This is a genomic window from Mesorhizobium sp. NZP2298 (genome assembly GCF_013170825.1).
GTDB lineage: Bacteria > Pseudomonadota > Alphaproteobacteria > Rhizobiales > Rhizobiaceae > Mesorhizobium.
In genome coordinates, this window is the sequence record NZ_CP033365.1 from 3,587,245 (window position 1) to 3,607,498 (window position 20,254).

Consider the following 20,254-nt stretch of genomic DNA (forward strand, 5'->3'; position numbering starts at 1 on the left):
ATAATTTGAATTATGCCTTTGCTGTGGCCAACATGCAATCGAAACCTCACGGATCGGGCCGTGGGGCGCAACGGACAGGAACGGCATTCCCATGCTCACCCACGCGCTGGTTGGCGACGAAGGCAAGACAATCGAACTTGGCTGGCAAGGTGGCAGGCGCGCGCGCTTTCACGCCATGTGGCTGCGTGACAATGCGCTCGACGACAAGACGCGTAGCGCCGGCAACGGCCAGCGCCTGATCACCATTCTCGACATTCCGGCCGAGACGAGGATTGGCGAGGCCACCATCAAGGCCGGTGCGCTGGAAGTCAGCTTCGTGCCGGAAGGAAAAACGGTCAGCTTTCCCGCGCAATGGCTGAGCGCAAACGCCTATGACCGCGACGAGCCTGGCGAGCCCGGCTGGACGGGCGACATCATCCAGCGCTGGACCAAGGCGACGATGCAGAATTCGGTGCCGCGCGCCCGATACGCGGCGGCCTTTCACAGCCGCAGCGTGCTGCGCGAATGGCTTTCGGCGGTGAGGACCTATGGCTTTGCGGTGATGGACGGCCTGCCGGCCGAATCCGGCGCGCTGTGCAAGGTCTCCGATCTGTTTGGCTATATCAGGGAGACCAATTACGGCCGCTGGTTCGAAGTGCGGGCGGAGGTCAACCCGAACAATCTCGCCTACACCAATCTCGGCCTCCAGGCACACACCGACAATCCCTATCGCGATCCGGTGCCGACGCTGCAGATCCTTTCCTGCATCGAGAATACGGTGGAGGGCGGCGAGTCGAGCGTGGTCGACGGTTTTGCCGTCGCGGCCGCGCTGCAGGCTGAAAACCCGGAAGGCTTCCGGCTGTTGAGTTCCTGTCCGGCACGCTTCGAATATGCCGGCTCCTCGGGTGTGCGGCTGCAGGCTAAGCGGCCGATGATCGAACTCGGGCCGGATGGCGAACTCATCTGCATCCGCTTCAACAACCGCTCGCTGGCGCCGGTCGTCGACGTGCCGTTCGCCGACATGGATGCCTATTATGGCGCCTATCGCCGGTTCGCCCAGCTGATCGAGGATCCCTCTTTCGAAGTGACGTTCAAGCTGGAAGCGGGGCAGGCCTTCATCGTCGACAACACGCGCGTCATGCATGCCCGAAAGGCGTTTTCCGGCACCGGAAAGCGCTGGCTGCAAGGCTGCTACGCCGACAAGGACGGCCTGTTGTCGACGCTTGCGGCGATCGAGCACAGCTTCAAGGAGGCCGCGGAATGAGCGGCCAGGATCTGAACGCCGACAACATCGTCGAATTCATTGCCGACATCTTTGAGCGCCGGGGCGCCGAATCCTATCTCGGTGAGCCGGTGACGATGTCCGAGCATATGCTGCAGGGGGCATGGCTGGCGGAACAGGACGGCGCGCCCGACGCGCTGGTGGCCGCCGCGCTGCTGCACGACATCGGCCATTACACCAGCGAGTTCGGCACCTATTCGCCCGACGATGTCGAGGACAAGCATCATGACGAGGCCGGAGGCGAGGTGCTGGCGCCGTTCTTCCCGCCTGTCATCGTCGAGTGCGTGAGGCTGCACGTCGCGGCCAAGCGCTATCTCTGCGCCACCGATCCGACCTATTTCTCCAAGCTGTCGCCGGCTTCGGTGCATACCCTGTCGCTACAGGGCGGACCGATGAGCGCCGACGAGGTGGCCGATTTCCGCAAGAACCCGTTCCATGAGGAAGCGGTGCGGGTCCGCATCTGGGACGAGGGCGGCAAGATCGCGAACATGAAGACGCGGGCGTTTCGCGATTATGTGCCGTTGCTGCAGCGCGTCGTGCGCGATTTCGCCCATCGCGCCTGACCGCGGTCGATCACCGGGAGTGTCAGCCCATGTGTTTCTGCTTCGATGGCGCAAACGCGCTGGCTGCATTCCGGCCAGAGACCTGTCGCGAGCGTTCGCCTGACGCGTCTATTTTCGGCCCATTGCCGATCGCGCCCAGCGGCGGGCCTGATCAGTTCTCCGCAGCCGCCTCGTTCGAGGTCGCTGAAGCCGGACACGCGGGTCGTCTTGCCGTTGCCCCCTTTTCCGGATATTAGCCGCGCCTACCTGCGGCGTCCATTTCGTCTTGCCGTAGACATCGACCACACGTTTCATGGAGGCGAAGATGAGATCTTGTTCACGCGTTTCGCGCCTTCGTGGCGGTCGAAAGGGCTGACTCGCGCCCCAGCGAATTCTACGTCCCCGATGATCTGAGAACCGCCCGTCCGAAATGTGTGCGGCGGTCCTTTTCTCGTGCGCCCGAGCGGTATCGATGCTGGTCATGTCATTGTGACGGTGGGGGCTTCCCGGCCGACGATGGCGGTTGCGCGAAACCTCGAGATGCGCCGTTGCAACACTCCGTCAGGCCATTGTAAATCTTGAGATAATTGCCCTTGCTCGATTGCCTGTGGGGGCATAGAGAGCCCGCCCATTCCAACCGTCATCCCCAAAGGAGACCTGTCAAATGTCACGCCAACCCAGATCGACACATTCCGTGCCGGCGCTGGACTTGCGTGCGGCTGACAGGGTTCCAATCGGGAAGAACGGCCATGGCCAGGTCCATGATCCAGCGCAGGCAGGACGCCGAGCGCGAACGCATTGAAATATACACCGCGACGCTGCGGCGGGTTTCTCCCACGCCGCGTCCCGCTCCGGATTTCGAGCGGGCGCTCGACGAGGTACGCCGGGGCTATGCCGGCATGGCGATCCGCGACGGCGCGTTGTGGCGTCCGAAGCTGAAGACGCGCGATCCTGCGCGGCTGCGGCTGGCTGCTGCCCGTCATCTTTATGCCCGCTATCCGGTCTCGGCCGCGCTCGAGGCCATCTGGCGGGATGGTTCGGGGCTGGATGCCGCCGAGATCGCGCTCCGCAAGGCCTGGTATGTCGCGGTTGCGCGCGGTGACTCGCTCTACAAGGCAGGTGCAAATGCGTGGCTGTCGCGCAAGGAGGTGCATTGCTTCCTGAACCTGTCGGACGACTTGACCTTCGACGAGGCGTTCTGGATGGCGATCATCCGGTCCTACACGGATGATTTCGGATTGGCGGCCCGCCTTGCGCGCACGAAGATATCGCGCGCGCCGCGTGCCGATCTGGCCTTCTGGCGCGAAGTGGCACGGTTCTTCTGCGCACATCCGACGTCCAAGGAAGAGACCGACGATCTCAGCGACTACGTTGGCGCCATGCACCGGCATGATCGAGCCTACAGCCTGAAGGGGCGCACGCTCGCCTCGCTGCGCAAGCAGATGTCGGAGTGGCACCGCGACATTGCCGCCGTCGAGCGCATCGAGGCCATGCGCCGCCGTGTCGCCGGCCGGGGTTCGGCGGTAAAGGGCGCATGGGATGGCTCGCGCCTTGAGGACTGGGAGTGGCAGCCTTCGGCCAAGGAAGCGAAGGCACATGGCGAGCGCTTCTTCGTCCGCCAGTTGAGGACCGCCGAGGACCTGGTCGGCGAATCCAGGGCGATGCATCATTGCGTCTCGACCTACGCGGCCAAATGCATCGCGGGCAATGCCTCGATCTGGGTGCTGCGGCGCACGGCACTGGGAAAGATCGAGCGGCTGCTGACGATCGAACTCGATCCGCAGAACCGCGCGGTTCAGGTGCGTGGTTTCTCCAATCGCATCGCCTTGCCCGAAGAGCGCAAGGTCATCGAGCGGTGGGCCAAGGCAAGGGGCGTGATGCTCCGCGACTGACCCGCGCGGCGGATACGCCGCGCGGGTCCGGCCTTGCTGATCGCAGGAGAGGAGGAACTCCTTGGGATTGGCAGCTAGGCCTTATGGTAAACCTGTTGCAGCCCATAGACCGGCGTTGGCAAGCCGACCTGCCGGGCTTTCAGCTGCAGCGACAGATACTGCGAATAGTGGCGAGACTGGTGGAGGTTGCCGCCATGGAACCACAGTGCTTCCTGCTGGGTCGGCTTCCACATGTTGCGCTGCTCGCCTTCCCACGGGCCGGGATCCTTGGCGGTGTCGGAGCCAAGGCCCCAGACCTTGCCGACCTTGTCGGCCACCTCCTGCGAGATGAGGTCCGCGGCCCAGCCGTTCATCGAGCCATAGCCGGTGGCATAGATGACGAGATCGGCCGGCAATTCGGTGCCGTCGGCGAATTTGACGCCGGTTTGCGTCAATTCCTGCACCGCGGCACCTGGCCCGCTCTTGAGCTTGATCGAGCCGTCGATGACGAGATCGCAAGCGCCGACATCGATATAGTAGCCCGAACCGCGGCGCAGGTATTTCATGAACAAGCCCGAACCGTCATCACCCCAGTCGAGCAGGAAGCCGGCCTTTTCCAGATCCGCGTAGAACTTCGCGTCGCGTTCCTTCATCTGCTGGTAAAGAGGGATCTGGAACTCGTGCATGATGCGGTAGGGCAGGGAGGCGAAGATCAGGTCGGCCTTGCGCGTCGTCATGCCGTTCTCGACCGCCTGCTCGGAATAGAGCCCGCCGAGCCCGATATCCATCAGCGTATCGGACCTGACGATATGGGTGGAGGAGCGCTGCACCATGGTGACGTCGGCGCCTCCCTCCCATAATGCCGCGCATATGTCGTGGGCGGAGTTGTTGGAGCCGATGACCACGACCTTCTTGCCACGGTACTTGTCTGGGCCCGGATGGGTCGAGGAATGCTGCTGTTCGCCCTTGAAGATGTCCTGGCCCTTGTATTTCGGCCAGTTCGCCTTGCCGGACATGCCTGTCGCAAGCACCAACTGCTTGGGCTTGAGCACGATCTCCTCGCCATCGCGCTCGACGACGATGGTCCATTCCTTGGCCTTCTCGTCGTACTTGGCGGATTTGGCTGATGTGGAGGACCAGTAGTTCAGCTCCATCACCTTCGTGTACATCTCAAGCCAGTCGCCGATCTTGTCCTTCGGCGCGAAGACCGGCCAGTTCTTTGGGAAGTCGATATAGGGCAGATGGTCGTACCAGACGGGATCATGCAGGCAGAGCGACTTGTAGCGCTTGCGCCAGGAATCGCCCGGGCGTTCATTCTTTTCGATGATGATGGCCGACACGCCGAGCTGACGCAGACGTGCACCCAGCGCAATGCCGCCCTGGCCGCCGCCGATGATCACGACGTAGGGCTGTCTGCTGTGGCCGAGTTCGGCGACCTCGTCGTCACGCTCCTCGCGCCAGGATTTCCTGTCCTTGCCGTGACCATGCTTGGCACCGAGCGGTCGGGTGAAGCCGGACTTCTCCTCGTGTCCCTTCAATTCAGCCATGGTGGTGAGCAAGGTCCAGATGAGGTCGCCCTTGAAGCGAACCAGGCCGAAGCCGCGCGCCGCCCTGGTCTCGAAGGTGATCCAGGCAGTGGTAACGCCGTCCGCCTCGCTCGCTTCCTCGCCTTCGGCGACCTTCCAGTCGCTCGGTCCGGTTTCAGCCAAGGTTGCCGTCAGCATGTCGCGGACCTGGTCCTGGCCCTCCATCGTCTTCAGGTTCCAGGTAAAGGTGACGAGGTCGCGCCAGTAGCAATCCGCCTGGAAACAATTGACGGCCGCGTCGATGTCGCCGTCCGCGAGCGCCTTGCCGAACTTGTCGAGCAGCGCCTGCGCCTTCGTGGTGGGAGTTCTCTCAAGCATGGTTTCTCCTCCGGTTGTCAAATTGATCAGGAAAGGTCGATCAGGATCTTCAGCTGGGTTCCGGCGGGATCGAGCAGCGCATCGAAACCGTCGGACACCGCCTCCGCAAGACGTATGCGCCTGGTGACCACCTTGGAGGCAGGCAACTGTCCCGAACTGATGAGACGGATGACACGCGGCCATAGATGCGTTGGATAGGCCCAGGAGCCGCGGATATCGACGTCCTTGAACGTGACCTGGAACCAGTCGAGCGGGTTCTCGTGCGGATGCAGGCCAGTTTGCACGACGACACCTTGCTTGCGCACAGCCGCGAGGCAGGCCTTCAGCGCATGCTCGTTGCCGACGCATTCGATGGCGATATCGCAACCGACGTTGCCTTCGCTCGCGGCGCGCACTGCCTCATCCACTTTGTCCCGCTTCGGATTGAGAGGCACGACGCCGGGCAGGATCGAACGCGCCATCTCCAGCCTGGTGTCGTTCAGGTCCGAGATGAACAGTTGCGTTGCGCCCGCGGCCCGCGCGGCCAGCATCGTCAGAATGCCGATCGGACCGGCGCCGGTGATCAGCACCGAGCTCCCGGCGCTTACCCCACCACGGTCGCAGGCATAGACGGCGACCGCGGTCGGCTCGACCAACGCAGCTTCCTCGTCGGACATTTCGTCTGGAATGCGCTCGACATTGTAGTCGTTGAGCAAGGCGGCTTCCGCCATGCCGCCGCCGATCCAGCTCAAGCCCGCCAGGGCAAGCTTGTCGGACAGATGGTACAGGCCGCGCGCGGCATAATAGTCTCCCGAGCGCGGCATGATCAGCGGCTGCACGGCCACGCGGTCGCCAACCGAGACCGATGTCACGCCGTCGCCGACGGCCTCTATCACGCCGCCAAATTCATGTCCAAGCACCTGCACACCGCTGGCGCCGGTGAACGGATGCGGCTGCGTCGGTATGAAGATCGGCCCGTAACTGTATTCATGCAGGTCGGTTCCGCAGATTCCGACAAACCTGTTGCGGAGAACAACCTGTCCCGGCCCCGGTCTTGCCGGCCTGGGAATGTCCTCGATGCGCAAATCCCTGGCGGCATGAAAGCGCAGGGCCTGCATGCTCCGCGCCGTGGCTGCGAGATTGACCGCGTTCTGTGTCATGGCTTCTCCTCCAAGTTCCATGTGGGTACCTGGAACGGGGAGCAAGCAGCATGCCAACCATACTGCTGAATCAGAAATCGTAATAAAATCAGCATCATCTAGCGGTTTCTACTGTCATAGGCTGTTGCGGCGGTGTTGCGCGCGCCATGGCGCGCCACAGCCGACGCAACACTAATTGGGCGCGTCCAGCCGCAGCCGCTTCATGCGGCGATGCACCGTCGTGCGGTCGACACCCAGACGCCGCGCGGCCTCGGAAATGTTCCAGCCCGCGGCCACGAGGGCGTCCAGAAGTGCCGCACGCTCGTCCTCGGGCGACGGAGCACGCAGGGCAACCAGCCTGGCGGGCGAGGCAAGCGGCGTCAGGTACGGCAATGCGAAGTCGGGCAGGTCGGCGGGCTCGATCATCCCGCCTTCGCAAAGCGTCACCGCCAGATCGATGGCGTTTGCGAGTTCGCGGATGTTGCCGGGCCAGCGGTGGCGGATCAGCGCCAGACGCGCCGCGGGCGAGAGCCTCGCCATCCGGCCGGCAAGGTGGGCGCGCTGATCCACCAGCCGGTCCAGCAGCCATTCGAAATCGGTGCGTTCGCGCAGCGCCGGCAAGGTCAGCGAGGCCGCGTTCAGCCGGTAGAACAGATCCTCGCGGAAACGTCCCTCTTCGACCAGCTTGCGCAGATCATGGTGCGAGGCCGAAATGATCTTGATGTCGACCTGTCGCGGCTCAATGGCGCCGACCGGGACCAGTTCGCGTTCGGCGATCACGCGCAGCAGCCGCGATTGCAGGGGGTAGGGCATGTCGCCGATCTCGTCGAGGAACAGTGTGCCGCCGTTCGCCCCCTCGATCAATCCCTTGCGCCCCTTGGCGGCGGCTCCGGTAAAAGCACCGGCGACATGGCCAAAAAGTTCGCTCTCGATCAGATGCTCGGGAATGGCCGCGCAGTTGATGGCGACAAACGGGCCGGGCCGCTGCGCGCAATCGTGGATCGCGCGGGCGAGATACTCCTTGCCGGAGCCGGTCTCGCCATGAATCAGGATGGGAATGGTCGTGCGCGCCAGCTTGGCGGCACGCAGTTGCGTGGCGGCCATCGCCGGATCGCCGCCGGAAAGGTCGCCGATCGGTTTCGGCACCGCCTCGACCGGCGCGCGGCGTCCGGTCGTCGGCTGCGGTTCGATGGCATGCGCGAACAGCGCGCTGCCGCTGCGGCCGAACACCAGCCGCTCCTCGGTCGGGCGGCCGCGTGTCAGGCTCGGCAAATCATCGACGCTGACATCGAGATAGCGCGAGATCGACTGGCCAATGGGGGAGGGCGAGTGCCGCCAGTCGACGCCTCCGGCCTGCGCCAGGAGCAGCGCTCCGCCACGCGTCGTGCCAAGGATGCGGCCGGAGGCATCGAGTGCGATGGCTGCCTCGGGGTCGACGTCGAGGAATTCCGGCGAACGGGAAAAACGCAGCACCCATTCGGAGTGCATCTGTGCCATCAGGTTGGCGAGTTCGATGCGCCGTGCGGAAGCCGTCACCAGATGCAGCGCCAGATTCTGGCTGATTTTCGGTTGCGGGGAGCGGAGCAGGGAAATGTCGAGCACGGCGGCGAGCTCGCCATTGGTGTCGAAGATCGGCGCGGCGGTGCAGGAGAGCGGCGTGTGGGTCGTGTCGAAATGGTCGGTCTGGTGGATCGTCATTGCCTCGCCGGTGACGATGCAGGAGCCAACACCGCAGGTTCCGGTGCGGCTTTCCGACCATTCGGAGCCGAGATAAAGCCCTGCGGTGCGCAACTGGTCCATGAACAGGGGATCACCGAGGAAGTCGACAGTGACGCCCTTGGCGTTTGCCAGCAGCAGCACATAGTTCTGGCCCGCCACCTGCTTGAAGAGGGTTTCCAGTCCGCTGCGGGCGATCGCGATCAGCCGCTCGGACTGTTCGCGATGTTCGCGCAACTGGGTATCGGGGACGATATAGGCTTCCGTCGGCCGGGCCGGGTCGAGCCGGTGGGTGTCGACACAGCGTAGCCAGGACTTGACCACGACATCGTCGCGGGCCGATGTCCTGCCGGACAGGACCTGCTCTATCTCCCGGATATGCTCCCGTTCGCCAGCCACGCGTCCTCCTCCCAAGGCAACGTCCTAGCCTGGCATAGTGGTGCGCCGGCCGCATGGGCTCAACTGTACTATGGTAGCGCGTGGCTTTATCGCAGTCTCGCGAAGACGGGGCAGATCTCACAGGCGAGTGAATTCGCATTATCCCCCATTGACGAGCCCGCGACTCCGCCTTTATGGTTCGCCACCATGAAAAAGGCACTCATTCTCGTAGGAAGGCGCGTGGGCAAGGCGGTGTAACCGCCGGGCGAAATCCTCCCATGCGCAACACACAGGCTCCCTCGGGGGCCTTTTTTATTGCCTGAAACACGACTAAACGACCAGCAATCGCCAGATGGCGGACAGTACGGGACCAGACCGATGAGCAATGGACAGAACGGGCGACGTGAAATGACGGGCGCCGAAATGGTGGTGCAGGCGTTGAAGGACAACGGCGTCAAGCACGTCTTCGGCTATCCGGGCGGCGCGGTCCTTCCGATCTATGACGAGATTTTCCAGCAGGACGAGGTCGAGCACATTCTGGTGCGGCACGAACAAGGCGCGGGCCATGCGGCCGAGGGCTATGCGCGCTCGACCGGCAAGGCCGGCGTCATGCTGGTGACCTCCGGCCCCGGTGCCACCAACGCGGTGACGCCGCTGCAGGACGCGCTGATGGATTCGATCCCGCTGGTCTGCCTGACGGGGCAGGTGCCGACCTCGCTCATCGGTTCCGATGCGTTCCAGGAGTGCGATACGGTCGGCATCACGCGGCCCTGCACCAAGCACAACTGGCTGGTGAAGGACGTCAACGAACTCGCGGCGACCATCCACGAGGCCTTCCATGTCGCGACGACCGGCCGCCCCGGTCCGGTGGTGGTCGACATCCCCAAGGACGTGCAGTTCGCCAAGGGGTTCTACGTCCCGCCGCAGATCGCGCCGCGCACCAGCTACCAGCCCAAGGTTCAGGGTGACCTGGAGAAGGTGAAGGCGGCGGTCGACCTGATGGCCGGCGCCAAAAGGCCGATCATTTATAGCGGTGGCGGCGTGATCAATTCCGGCCCGGAAGCGAGCCATCTGCTGCGCGAATTGGTCGACCTCACCGGTTTCCCGATCACCTCGACGCTGATGGGGCTCGGCGCCTATCCGGCGTCGGGCAAGAACTGGCTGGGCATGCTTGGCATGCACGGCACCTACGAAGCCAACATGGCCATGCATGATTGCGACGTGATGGTCTGCATCGGCGCGCGCTTCGACGACCGTATCACCGGCCGGCTCAACGCGTTCTCACCGAATTCACGCAAGATCCACATCGACATCGATCCGTCGTCGATCAACAAGAACGTGCACACCGAAGTGCCGATCATCGGTGACGTCGGCCGGGTGCTTGAGGATATGGTGCGGTTGTGGCGGGCAACCGCCAAGGCCGACAAGAAGGCGCTCTATCCCTGGTGGGAGCAGATCGCCAAATGGCGCGCGCGCGATTCCCTGGCGTTCAAGATGAACAACGACGTGATCATGCCGCAATATGCCATCCAGCGGCTCTACGAACTGACCAAGGACATGGACACCTACATCACCACCGAGGTCGGCCAGCACCAGATGTGGGCGGCGCAGCACTATCATTTCGAAAAGCCGAACCGCTGGATGACGTCAGGCGGGCTGGGCACGATGGGTTACGGCCTGCCGGCCGCGCTCGGCGTGCAGATCGCGCATCCCGACGCGCTGGTCGTCGACATTGCCGGCGATGCCTCGGTGCAGATGACGATGCAGGAGATGAGTGCCGCGGTGCAGCATAATGCGCCGATCAAGATCTTCATCCTCAACAACCAGTACATGGGCATGGTGCGTCAGTGGCAGCAGTTGCTGCATGGCAACCGGCTGTCGCATTCCTACACCGAGGCTATGCCGGACTTCGTCAAACTGGCCGAGGCCTATGGCGGCCACGGCATTCGCTGCGAGAAGCCGGACGAGCTGGACGATGCCATCAAGGAGATGATCTCGGTCAGGAAGCCGGTGCTTTTCGACTGCCGGGTGGCGAATCTCGCCAATTGCTTCCCGATGATCCCGTCGGGCAAGGCACATAACGAGATGCTGTTGCCGGACGAGGCGACCGACGAGGCGGTGGCGAATGCCATCGACGCCAAGGGCCGGGAACTGGTGTAATCGACGAGCCAAGGCAGGGCTTGTCGAAAGAAGCCGTGCGCAAACAATAATTAGATCAAGAATTTGAGATCCATGTCATGAACGCACAGCACCTTCAACCGACCGGCTCCGCCTACTTCATCGCCAAGGAAACGGAGCGGCCGGAAATCCATACGCTTTCCGTGTTGGTCGACAACGAGCCCGGCGTGCTCGCCCGGGTCATCGGCCTGTTTTCCGGACGCGGCTACAACATCGAGAGCCTGACCGTCTCCGAGACCGAACATGAGAAGCACCTGTCGCGCATCACTATCGTGACGCGCGGCACGCCGCATGTGATGGAGCAGATCAAGAACCAGCTCGAGCGCATCGTGCCGGTACACCGTGTGGTCGATCTGACTGTCCGCTCGCACGAGCTTGGGCAGGAGCGGCCATTGGAGCGGGAACTGGCGCTGGTCAAGGTGGCCGGCTCCGGCGAGGCTCGCGTCGAGGCGCTGCGCCTGGCGGACGCCTTCCGCGCCAGTGTCATCGACGCCAACACCGAGCATTTCATCTTCGAGATCACCGGCAAGGGCTCCAAGCTCGACCAGTTCATCGCAATCATGAAGCCGCTGGGTCTGGTCGAGATCTGCCGCACCGGCGTGGCGGCGATGAACCGCGGTCCGCAAGGCATGTAAGGCCTGTCACGTCGCCGCCGGATCAATCCTTGGGTTTTGCCGGCGGGACCTCGCTTTTGCCGCTGGCCAGGGCCTTGCTTTCCCTTTTTAGTGGGCGCGACACCGGGCAGACATCCTGAACGAAGCCGTTCAGGGTGTTTACCAGATTGTTCTCGACCAGCGAGTAGTGGATGAACTGTCCCTGCCGTTCCCTGGCGATGAGGCCTGCCGTTTCCAGAATATTCAGGTGCTGCGAGATCGATGGCTTCGACATGTCGAAGCGTGCCGCGATCTCGCCCGCGGTCAGCGAGGAATGGGCAAGATAGGCGAGGATCCTGCGCCGGGGTGCCGAAGAGAGCGCCTCGAAGACGCGCTGGATCGCGCCGCTGGCGCCGATGCCGGCTTCAGCCTCCGATACCTGTTCAGTTTTCTCGACCACTTCGCGACCTCGTAATCACAGGCGCCATGGAGACGCTTGTCGGCATTTTTTTTCGGCTATCATTTAGACTATTGCCTAAATGCCTAATCCCGCATAATAGATGATTAGCTTATTGCCTAAATACGGCGCGAGACGCCAAAAGGCAAGGCTTGGTTCGGAAAATGTTCATGCGAGGGGTTCCCATGAAGACCATATCCACGGGCAGAATGATTTCTCGACAAGACAGCGACGCGCGCGATGGCAGGGTTGTCTGGATGCCGGCCAAGTCGATCTGGGTCGGCACGATGACACTTATCGCGATCGTGTTCGGACCGCTCACCTTCAGCTGGAGCGCCTTTGCGCTGTTCGTGGTGACGACAGCGGCGACGATCTGCGCCGGGCACTCGGTCGGCATGCATCGCCTGCTCATCCATCGCTCGTTCAAGGTTCACATCTGGATCGAACACGCATTGGTCTATCTCGGCGTGCTGGTCGGCATGGCTGGCCCGCTCGGAATGATTCATGCGCACGATATCCGCGACTGGGCGCAGCGCCAGACGGCCTGCCACGACCTGCATGCCCACCGCCGGCCCTTTTTCATCGACGCCTTCTGGCAGATGCACTGCGCGGTCGCCTTGCGCAATCCGCCTGATTTCATCATCGAGCCGTCGATCAGGAATGATCGGTTCTACAAATTCCTCGAGCGCACGTGGGTGCTGCAGCAACTGCCATGGGCCATTGCCTTCCTGCTGCTCGGCGGCTGGAGCTGGGTGGTCTGGGGCATCGCGGTGCGTGTTTCCGCGTCTCTAACCGGGCATTGGCTGGTCGGTCATTTCGCGCATCGGGGCGGCGACCAGGGATGGTGTGTCGAAGGCGTGGCGGTGCAGGGCTACAATCTGCCGCGTTTCGGATTGGTGACGTTCGGAGAAAGTTTTCACGGCAATCATCACGCATTTCCCGAATCCGCCAGGCTTGGTCTCGAACGGGGGCAGATCGACCTCGGCTGGGTCTTTATCCGGATCCTTGCCGGCCTTGGTCTCGCGCACAGCGTGAAACTCCCGGAAAATACTCCAAGACGGAAGGGGTTGCGCCGCCTGCGCGGCGGGCAGCAGGCCATGCCCGCCGCCAACAAGCGGCTGCCGGCGCCGTCTCACGGCAGATGACGGCATCCTTGGGTTCGGCGGGCTGAAGCCACGATCGATATGGCCGGCGGTTGCTGGACCAAAGGATTGCGGTTGCGTCGGGTGTGTCCGCTATCTATGGCAGCATTGCTGGCCTTGTGGACCCGATGTCACTCGACGCATTCCTCGCACTGCTCGTCTATGCCTTCGTGACCTCGATCACGCCGGGGCCGAACAACCTCATGCTCTTGGTCTCCGGTGTCAATTTCGGCATCATCAGGACGATACCGCACATGCTGGGCATCAGCATCGGCTTTCTCGTCCTGTTGCTGGCCGTCGGTTTCGGGCTTGGCGCGGTGCTGACGGCGTTTCCGGCGCTGCACAATGCCCTCAAGATCGCCGGCGCCGCCTATCTGCTCTACCTCGCATGGAAGATCGCCATGTCGCGCTCACTGAGCGGCAAGGGTGAGGCGGAAGCGCGGCCGATGCGCTTCATCGATGCGGCGGCATTCCAGTGGGTCAATCCCAAGGCCTGGGTGATGGCAATCACCGCCATGGCTGTCTACACGAATCCCGATCACCCCTTCATCTCGGTGGCGCTGATCTCGATCGCCTTCGCCGTCGTCAACCTGCCCAGCGTTTCGGTGTGGGCGGGATTCGGCACGGCATTGCGTGGATTCCTGTCGGATCCGGTGCGGCTGAAATGGTTCAACATCGGCATGGGCGTGCTGCTTGCGGCGACGCTGTGGCCGATGCTGAAATAGGGTTCCCGGCGATTTGACGGGGCTCGGCCCCCCCTGGCGGCGACAGGCTGCACACCTATTGTGCAGTGCACATTAAATCTTCGTAATGCCGTGTTTTGGCCCTTTTCCGACGAACGCCTGTCCTATCTATTCGGCTAAATCGCGGCAATCAGCCGCGAATGAGCTATAATACGACCACCTGGCAACGGCGTGTCGGACCGAGAGGGTACTTTGACGATACGTGGGAAAGCCATTCTTTCATTGCTTGCCGTCGCCTGTGCGGGCGCGGCCTGGCTCTATCTGTCTCCCGATACGCTGGGCAAGGTCGAGCAACTGGTCGGCGTAAAGCCGGTCGCAGTTGCGGGCAAATCGGCAACCGACAAGCCGGCGGCGGGCGACAAGCAGGCATCAGGCGGCGGTGGCGCCCGTTCGGCCTCGATCGTTTCGGCAACGGCAACGACGGCGGACTTCCCGATCCGGCGCTATGCCATCGGCTTCGTCTCCTCTCCGGCCGTGGTCAACATCAACGCGCGGGTCTCCAGCCAGATCGTGTCGATCGACGTCAAGGACGGGCAAATGGTGAAGGCGGGCGACACGCTGTTCTCGCTCGATGACCGCGCGCTGAAGGCGCAACTCGCCAAGGACCAGGCGCAGCTGGCCAAGGACCAGGCGATGCTCGCCAGCTCGAGTTCCGATCTTCAGCGCGCCAAGGATCTTGTCGCCAAGCAGGCCGGTACCCAGCAGACCTATGACCAGGCTGTTGCCGCGCAGAAGGCGGCGGCCGCCACTGTGGATGCCGACAAGGCGACGATCGATGCCGACAACGTCCAGCTTGGCTTTGCCACGATCACCGCGCCGATCGCGGGTCGACTTGGCGCCGTCAACGTGTCGGTCGGTGATCTCGTCACGGTCAGCAATGGCAACAGCAGTACGGCAACGCCGCTGGTGACGATCACCCAGATGGACCCGTTGCAGGTCAATTTCAATCTGCCGGAAAGCAACCTTGCGCTGTTGCACAAGGCGCTTGCCAATCCGCGGCAAGGGGCGGTGACGTTGACCAAGAACGGCGACCCGACGCCGATCGGCAAGGGCACGCTCGATTTCGTCGATTCCAGTGTCGACACCGCGTCGGGCACGATCGCCACGCGGGCAAGCATACCGAATGCCGATCTGTCGCTGTGGCCCGGCCAGTATGTGAATGTCGTCCTTGACGCCGGGATCATGCCGCAGATGATCTCCGTTCCGACCGTCGCGGTCCAGCCCAGCCAGAAGGGGCCGTTCGTCTATGTGGTCAAGCCGGACAGCACCGTCGAGATGCGGCCGGTGCAGGTGGCGCTGACCCAAGGCGAGAACAGCGCCATCAGCCAGGGACTGAAAAGCGGCGAGAAGGTCGTCACCGAAGGCCAGACAAGGCTGAAGGACGGCGCCGCCGTGCATGAAGGCAAGGCTACGGCCGTCGCCGCGCCGAAGGTGGCCGAGGCGACCAACGCGGGCGAGACGGCCCAATGATCTCCGAATTCTGCATTCGCAGGCCTGTCGCCACCCTTCTGATGTCGTTCGCCCTCGTGCTGGGCGGACTGTTTGCCTACAAGTTCCTGCCGGTGGCGGCACTGCCCAGCGCCGAATTCCCGGTGGTCAACGTCTCGGCCTCGCTGCCGGGCGCCTCGCCGGAAACGATGGCGACATCCGTGGCGACGCCGCTGATCAAGCAGTTCGCGACCATCGCCGGCATCGATTCCATTTCAACCACGAACTCGCTCGGCCAGACTTCGATCGCCATCCAGTTCGTGCTCAACCGCGACATCGACGCCGCGGCCGCGGACGTGCAGGCGGCGATCGCGCGCACGCAAAAATCGCTGCCGCCCGAAATGACGGCGCCGCCCAGCTATCGCAAGGTCAATCCGGCCGATGCGCCGATCCTGTTGATGTCGCTGGTCAGCGATACGGTTCCGCTGACCGACCTCGATGCTTTCGCGGAAAACGTGATCTCGCCATCGCTGTCGACGATCGACGGCGTGGCGCAGGTTTCGATCTACGGCCAGCAGAAATTCGCCGTGCGCGTGCAGATCGATCCGACCGCGCTTGCCGCGCGCGGCATCTCGATCGATCAACTCCAGGCGGCGATTGCTTCCGCCAACAGCAACACGCCTCTCGGCGTACTGCAGAACAACAAGCAACAGCTAACTATCACGGCCAACACCCAGCTCGACAATGCAGCCGGGTTTTCCAACCTGATAATCGCGACCAAGAACGGCCACCCGGTGCGACTGGGCGAGGTGACCCGTGTCATCGACTCGGTCGAGACGACGACGACGGCAAGCTGGTATGACGGCACCCGCGCCATCATCCTTGCCGTCCAGCGCCAGCCAGACGCCAACACCGTCGATGTCGTCGACAAGGTGAAGGCGATGCTGCCGTCCTTCCAGGACCAGATGCCGGCCGCTGCCTCGATCAAGCTGCTCAACGACCGCTCGACCTCGATCCGTCAGGCCGTCGACGACGTGCAGTTCACGCTGCTTTTGACCATCGCGCTGGTGGTCATGGTGATCTTCGTGTTCCTGCGCCGGGTGACGGCGACCATCATCCCGGCCGTGGCGGTGCCGATCTCGCTGATCGCCACGCTCGGCGCGATGTTCCTGTTCGGATTCTCCATCGACAACATATCGCTGATGGGCCTGACGCTTGCGGTGGGCCTCGTCGTCGACGACGCCATCGTGATGCTGGAAAACATCTTCCGGCACATGGAGGAGGATGGGTTGTCGGCCTTCGATGCCTCGCTCAAGGGCGCGCGCGAAATCGGCTTCACCATCATCTCGATCTCGATCTCGCTGGTGGCGGTGTTCATCCCGGTGCTTCTGATGGGCGGCGTGATCGGGCGCATCTTCAACGAGTTCGCCGTCGTGGTGACGGTCGCCATCCTGGCATCGATGTTCGTGTCGTTGACGCTGACGCCGATGCTGTGCTCGCGGCTGCTGTCGGTCACCAAGGCCGATCGCGACAAGCATGGCCCTGGTCATAAGCAGGACCTCGTCACACGCGGGTACGACCGGGTCCTGACATTCTGCCTGCGGCACACCTTCCTGGTGTTCCTCGTCTTTGTCGGCACCGCGGCAGCGTCGGTGTGGCTGATCCAGATCTCGCCGAAAGGCTTCTTTCCGCAAGAGGATATCGGCCAGATCTCGGTGACCACCATCGCGCGCCAGGACATCTCGTTCGCCGCCATGTCGAAGCTGCAAGGACAGGTGGCCAGCGTGTTCTCGCATTCGCCCTATGTCGACCATGTGGCGTGGTCGGTGGGCGGGGGCAATAACGCCCTCAACCAGGGCCGGGCCTTCGTTCAGCTGAAACCCAAGGACCAGCGGCCGGATATCGAGAAGGTGCTTTCCGATCTGAGGCGGCAATTGTCGAATGTGGCCGGCATCGAAGCATACATGCAGCCGGTGCAGAATCTGCGGCTCGGTTCGCGCTCGTCGGCCAGCGCCTACCAGCTCGTGGTTCAGGGCCTCGATACCGGCCTGACCGACACGTGGGCGCAGAAACTGAACGACGCGATGGCGGCCGACCATGCGACGTTCACCGACGTTACCAGCGACCTGCAGAACAATGCGCTGCAGGCATCGCTGGTGGTGGATCGCGACAAGGCCGCCCAGCTCGGCATCGACACCGACACGCTGCGCACCGCGCTCTATGGCGGGTTCGGCACCGATCAGGTTTCGACGATCTTCGGTTCGGCCGACAGCTACGAAGTCATCACCGAGCTCGATCCCAAGATCGAATGGTCGCCCGAGCGGATGCTTGCCATCCAGATGAGGACGGCGAGCGGCTCCCTGGTTCCGCTTGGCGCCTTCGCCCGGGTCGACCGCACGGCCGGCGCCCTGACCGTCAACCAGCTCGGCCAGCTTCCGGCCGTGACGATCTCCTACAATTTGCCGCAAGGCGTGGCGCTGGGTGACAGCGTGACCCGCATCAACGCGCTCAAACAGCAGATCGGCATGCCGACGGAGATCTCGACCACCTTTGCCGGCACGGCCAAGACTTTCCAGGATTCACTGGCCAACCAGGGGCTTCTGGTCGGCGGCGCGATCCTGACCATCTATATCGTGCTCGGCATTCTCTACGAGAGCTTCATCCATCCGCTCACGATTCTCACCGGCCTGCCGTCGGCTGTGCTCGGAGCGGTGGTTGCCTTGCGCTTCGCCGGCATGGATCTGTCCGTCATCGCGGTGATCGGCATCCTGATGCTGATCGGCATCGTCAAGAAGAACGGCATCATGATGGTCGACGTCGCGCTTGAACTGCGACGAGAGGGCATGTCGGCCAAGGAGTCCATCCACAAGGCCTGCCTGATGCGTTTCAGGCCGATCATGATGACGACGCTGGCGGCGCTGATGGGGACATTCCCGATCGCGCTCGGCACCGGCGCCAGCGCCGAACTGCGCCAGCCGCTGGGCGTTGCCGTTGTCGGCGGCCTGCTGGCTTCGCAGGCGCTGACCCTGTTCGTGACGCCGGTGATCTATGTCTACATGGAGAATTTCTCGGGCTGGCTGGCCGGACTGTGGTCGAGGGGCAAGGCCAACCCGCAGGTGATCAAAGAGAGTGGCGACCAGCCCTCGCTGTTCGGCACCAATGACGACATCCCGGCAGACGCGCAAAAGACCGCAGCTGAATGACGGGCTGACACGGCAAGGATGGAAACTGGCCCAAGTTGTCGTGCTTGCGGCTGGCAGAGTAGAGCCGTAATTTACGGCCATGTCCCATGATCATGACCACGACAACGAACTCGATCCGTTTGCCGCTCGCGTGCGGGCCCTGGAAACCATCCTGACCCGCAAGGGACTGATCGATCCGGCGGCGATTGACGTCATCGTCGATACCTACGAGACCAAGATCGGCCCCCGCAACGGCGCAAGGGTGGTGGCCAAGGCATGGAACGATCCCGCCTATGCCGACTGGCTGAAGCGCGACGCGACGGCGGCGATCGAATCGCTGAGCTATACCGGCCGCCAGGGCGAGCACATGCAGGCGGTGTTCAACACCAGCGACACCCACAACCTCGTCGTCTGCACGCTGTGCTCCTGCTATCCATGGTCGGTACTCGGCCTGCCGCCTGTCTGGTACAAGGCGCCGCCCTATCGGTCGCGGGCTGTCATCGATCCGCGTGGTGTGCTCAAGGAATTCGGGCTGGCGTTGCCGGCCGCAACCAAGATACGCGTCTGGGATTCGACGGCGGAGCTGCGCTATCTCGTGGTGCCGATGCGGCCGGACGGTACCCAGGGCTGGAGCGAGGAGCAACTGGCCGATCTGGTGAGCCGCGATGCAATGATCGGCACCGCCCTGGCGAAAGAACCGGCATGAACGGACCGCAGGATCTCGGCGGGCAGATGGGGTTCGGCCCGGTCGCGCCCGAAAAGGACGAACCCTATTTCCACGCTGCCTGGGAAAGGCGGGCGCTCGGCGTGACGCTTTGCGCCGGCGCCATGGGAGCCTGGAATATCGATGAGAGCCGGCATGCGCGGGAATCGCTGCATCCGGCCGATTACTATGGTTCCAGCTACTATCAGATCTGGATCAAGGCGCTGGAGACCTTGCTCAAGCGCCATGGTTTCGTCAGCGAGCGCGATCTCGAGGCGGGCGAGGCGATCGATGCGGCGGCGACCCCGAAGCGGGTGCTGAAGGCGGAAAACGTGCCGGCGGTGCTGGCCAAGGGTGGTCCCTGCGACCGGCCCGTTGCCTCGCCGGCGCGATTCAAGGCCGGCCAGCACGTGCGGACGAAGAATTTCAATCCCACCGGTCACACGCGGCTGCCGCGCTATGCGCGCGGCAAGCTGGGCAAGATCGAGGCGGTGCGCGACGGCTTCGTCTTTCCCGACACCAACGCGCACGGGCAAGGCGAGAACCCGCAATGGGTCTATACGGTGGTTTTCGACGGCATGGAGATCTGGGGCGAGGGTGCCGATCCGACGCTTGTTGTCTCGATCGACGCCTGGGAGAGCTATCTTGAGCCGGCCTGACGGGATCGCCGCCGATTTGCCCGTTGGCCTCGACGCGCCTGTTTTCGCCGAGCCCTGGCAGGCCGAGGCGTTCGCCATGACGGTGGCGCTGCACGACAAGGGCCTGTTTTCGTGGGGCGAATGGGCCGATGCACTATCGGCGGAGGTGAAGAGGCCAAGTGCGGCAACCGACGGCCATGACTATTACGAGCATTGGCTGGCAGCACTGGAACGGCTTCTGGCGTCGAAGGGATTGGCCGCCAAATCCGATGTCGACGCGATGGCCGAAGCCTGGGAGCGCGCCGCGCACGCCACGCCTCACGGCAGGCCGATCCTGCTCGAGAACGACCCGGAGTTCCAAACCGCGACGTGAGCGGATGTCCAGGACCGCGCCAAATCC

At 63.2% G+C, this 20,254-nt stretch carries 16 protein-coding genes; 12 read left to right on the forward strand and 4 right to left on the reverse strand.

The genetic code is table 11. From position 1 onward, the window contains the following. Positions 1–91: 91 nt before the first annotated feature. From tmpA to EB231_RS17375, 3 genes are all read left to right on the forward strand, one after another. A complete protein-coding gene (gene tmpA / locus EB231_RS17365) occupies positions 92–1,243 on the forward strand; it encodes a 2-trimethylaminoethylphosphonate dioxygenase (RefSeq protein WP_172349896.1) in 1,152 nt (383 codons plus the stop codon). Next, positions 1,240–1,824, forward strand: coding sequence for a (R)-1-hydroxy-2-trimethylaminoethylphosphonate oxygenase (tmpB, locus tag EB231_RS17370; RefSeq protein ID WP_172349898.1), 585 nt, complete (start codon positions 1,240–1,242; stop codon positions 1,822–1,824). Before tmpA ends, tmpB begins: the two co-directional genes overlap by 4 nt. Positions 1,825–2,552: 728 nt before the next feature. Then, positions 2,553–3,695, forward strand: coding sequence for a PcfJ domain-containing protein (locus EB231_RS17375; RefSeq protein WP_172349900.1), 1,143 nt, complete (start codon positions 2,553–2,555; stop codon positions 3,693–3,695). A 74-nt stretch (positions 3,696–3,769) separates the two neighbouring features. Here the strand turns inward: EB231_RS17375 and EB231_RS17380 are convergent, their stop codons facing one another. From EB231_RS17380 to EB231_RS17390, 3 genes are all read right to left on the reverse strand, one after another. Then, a complete protein-coding gene (locus tag EB231_RS17380) occupies positions 3,770–5,578 on the reverse strand; it encodes an NAD(P)/FAD-dependent oxidoreductase (RefSeq protein ID WP_172349902.1) in 1,809 nt (602 codons plus the stop codon). 26 nt (positions 5,579–5,604) lie between these two features. Next, positions 5,605–6,675 carry a 2,3-butanediol dehydrogenase gene (locus EB231_RS17385; RefSeq protein WP_172352943.1) on the reverse strand — a complete coding sequence of 357 codons (1,071 nt, stop codon included), beginning with the start codon at positions 6,673–6,675 and terminating at the stop codon, positions 5,605–5,607. 213 nt (positions 6,676–6,888) lie between these two features. Then, positions 6,889–8,811 (reverse strand): sigma-54-dependent Fis family transcriptional regulator, encoded by a 1,923-nt coding sequence (locus tag EB231_RS17390; RefSeq protein WP_172349904.1) that lies wholly within the window; start codon positions 8,809–8,811, stop codon positions 6,889–6,891. A gap of 387 nt (positions 8,812–9,198) precedes the next feature. On the opposite strand from EB231_RS17390, the gene EB231_RS17395 reads away from it, so the two are divergent. Both EB231_RS17395 and ilvN read left to right on the forward strand, forming a co-directional pair. Continuing rightward, on the forward strand, positions 9,199–10,950 hold the full coding sequence (locus EB231_RS17395; RefSeq protein WP_246740986.1) for an acetolactate synthase 3 large subunit: 1,752 nt from the start codon (positions 9,199–9,201) through the stop codon (positions 10,948–10,950). Between the two features lie 77 nt (positions 10,951–11,027). Further along, a complete protein-coding gene (ilvN, locus tag EB231_RS17400; RefSeq protein WP_010910160.1) occupies positions 11,028–11,603 on the forward strand; it encodes an acetolactate synthase small subunit in 576 nt (191 codons plus the stop codon). 22 nt (positions 11,604–11,625) lie between these two features. Here ilvN and EB231_RS17405 read toward each other — a convergent pair whose 3' ends face one another. Next, a complete protein-coding gene (locus tag EB231_RS17405; protein WP_246740987.1) occupies positions 11,626–12,021 on the reverse strand; it encodes a metalloregulator ArsR/SmtB family transcription factor in 396 nt (131 codons plus the stop codon). A gap of 182 nt (positions 12,022–12,203) precedes the next feature. Between EB231_RS17405 and EB231_RS17410 the strand changes: the two genes are divergently transcribed. The 7 genes from EB231_RS17410 (at position 12,204) to EB231_RS17440 (ending at position 20,227) form a co-directional block, all read left to right on the forward strand. Further along, complete coding sequence (locus EB231_RS17410; RefSeq protein ID WP_172349907.1) at positions 12,204–13,163, forward strand: acyl-CoA desaturase; 960 nt, start codon at positions 12,204–12,206, stop codon at positions 13,161–13,163. Between the two features lie 125 nt (positions 13,164–13,288). Beyond that, the gene (locus EB231_RS17415) at positions 13,289–13,885 is read left to right on the forward strand and encodes a LysE family translocator (protein ID WP_172349909.1); all 597 of its coding nucleotides are present in this window, start codon (positions 13,289–13,291) and stop codon (positions 13,883–13,885) included. Between the two features lie 216 nt (positions 13,886–14,101). Then, the gene (locus EB231_RS17420; RefSeq protein WP_172352945.1) at positions 14,102–15,373 is read left to right on the forward strand and encodes an efflux RND transporter periplasmic adaptor subunit; all 1,272 of its coding nucleotides are present in this window, start codon (positions 14,102–14,104) and stop codon (positions 15,371–15,373) included. Then, positions 15,370–18,534 (forward strand): efflux RND transporter permease subunit, encoded by a 3,165-nt coding sequence (locus EB231_RS17425; RefSeq protein ID WP_172349911.1) that lies wholly within the window; start codon positions 15,370–15,372, stop codon positions 18,532–18,534. The genes EB231_RS17420 and EB231_RS17425 overlap by 4 nt, the downstream gene beginning before the upstream one ends. A gap of 79 nt (positions 18,535–18,613) precedes the next feature. After that, complete coding sequence (gene nthA, locus EB231_RS17430) at positions 18,614–19,219, forward strand: nitrile hydratase subunit alpha (RefSeq protein WP_172349913.1); 606 nt, start codon at positions 18,614–18,616, stop codon at positions 19,217–19,219. Further along, the gene (gene nthB / locus EB231_RS17435) at positions 19,216–19,875 is read left to right on the forward strand and encodes a nitrile hydratase subunit beta (protein WP_172349915.1); all 660 of its coding nucleotides are present in this window, start codon (positions 19,216–19,218) and stop codon (positions 19,873–19,875) included. The genes nthA and nthB overlap by 4 nt, the downstream gene beginning before the upstream one ends. Further along, entirely contained in the window at positions 19,862–20,227 is a 366-nt protein-coding gene (locus EB231_RS17440) for a nitrile hydratase accessory protein (protein ID WP_172349917.1), read from the forward strand. Before nthB ends, EB231_RS17440 begins: the two co-directional genes overlap by 14 nt. Positions 20,228–20,254: the final 27 nt, after the last annotated feature.

Excerpts from the sequence above, each read along its gene's own strand:
- tmpA (WP_172349896.1), top strand. The coding sequence starts at position 92 with ATGCTCACCCACGCGCTGGTTGGCGACGAAGGCAAGACAATCGAACTT.
- tmpB (WP_172349898.1), top strand. The coding sequence starts at position 1,240 with ATGAGCGGCCAGGATCTGAACGCCGACAACATCGTCGAATTCATTGCC.
- EB231_RS17375 (WP_172349900.1), top strand. The coding sequence starts at position 2,553 with ATGGCCAGGTCCATGATCCAGCGCAGGCAGGACGCCGAGCGCGAACGC.
- EB231_RS17380 (WP_172349902.1), bottom strand. The coding sequence starts at position 5,578 with ATGCTTGAGAGAACTCCCACCACGAAGGCGCAGGCGCTGCTCGACAAG.
- EB231_RS17385 (WP_172352943.1), bottom strand. The coding sequence starts at position 6,675 with ATGCAGGCCCTGCGCTTTCATGCCGCCAGGGATTTGCGCATCGAGGAC.
- EB231_RS17395 (WP_246740986.1), top strand. The coding sequence starts at position 9,199 with ATGACGGGCGCCGAAATGGTGGTGCAGGCGTTGAAGGACAACGGCGTC.
- ilvN (WP_010910160.1), top strand. The coding sequence starts at position 11,028 with ATGAACGCACAGCACCTTCAACCGACCGGCTCCGCCTACTTCATCGCC.
- EB231_RS17410 (WP_172349907.1), top strand. The coding sequence starts at position 12,204 with ATGAAGACCATATCCACGGGCAGAATGATTTCTCGACAAGACAGCGAC.
- EB231_RS17415 (WP_172349909.1), top strand. The coding sequence starts at position 13,289 with ATGTCACTCGACGCATTCCTCGCACTGCTCGTCTATGCCTTCGTGACC.
- EB231_RS17425 (WP_172349911.1), top strand. The coding sequence starts at position 15,370 with ATGATCTCCGAATTCTGCATTCGCAGGCCTGTCGCCACCCTTCTGATG.
- nthA (WP_172349913.1), top strand. The coding sequence starts at position 18,614 with ATGTCCCATGATCATGACCACGACAACGAACTCGATCCGTTTGCCGCT.
- nthB (WP_172349915.1), top strand. The coding sequence starts at position 19,216 with ATGAACGGACCGCAGGATCTCGGCGGGCAGATGGGGTTCGGCCCGGTC.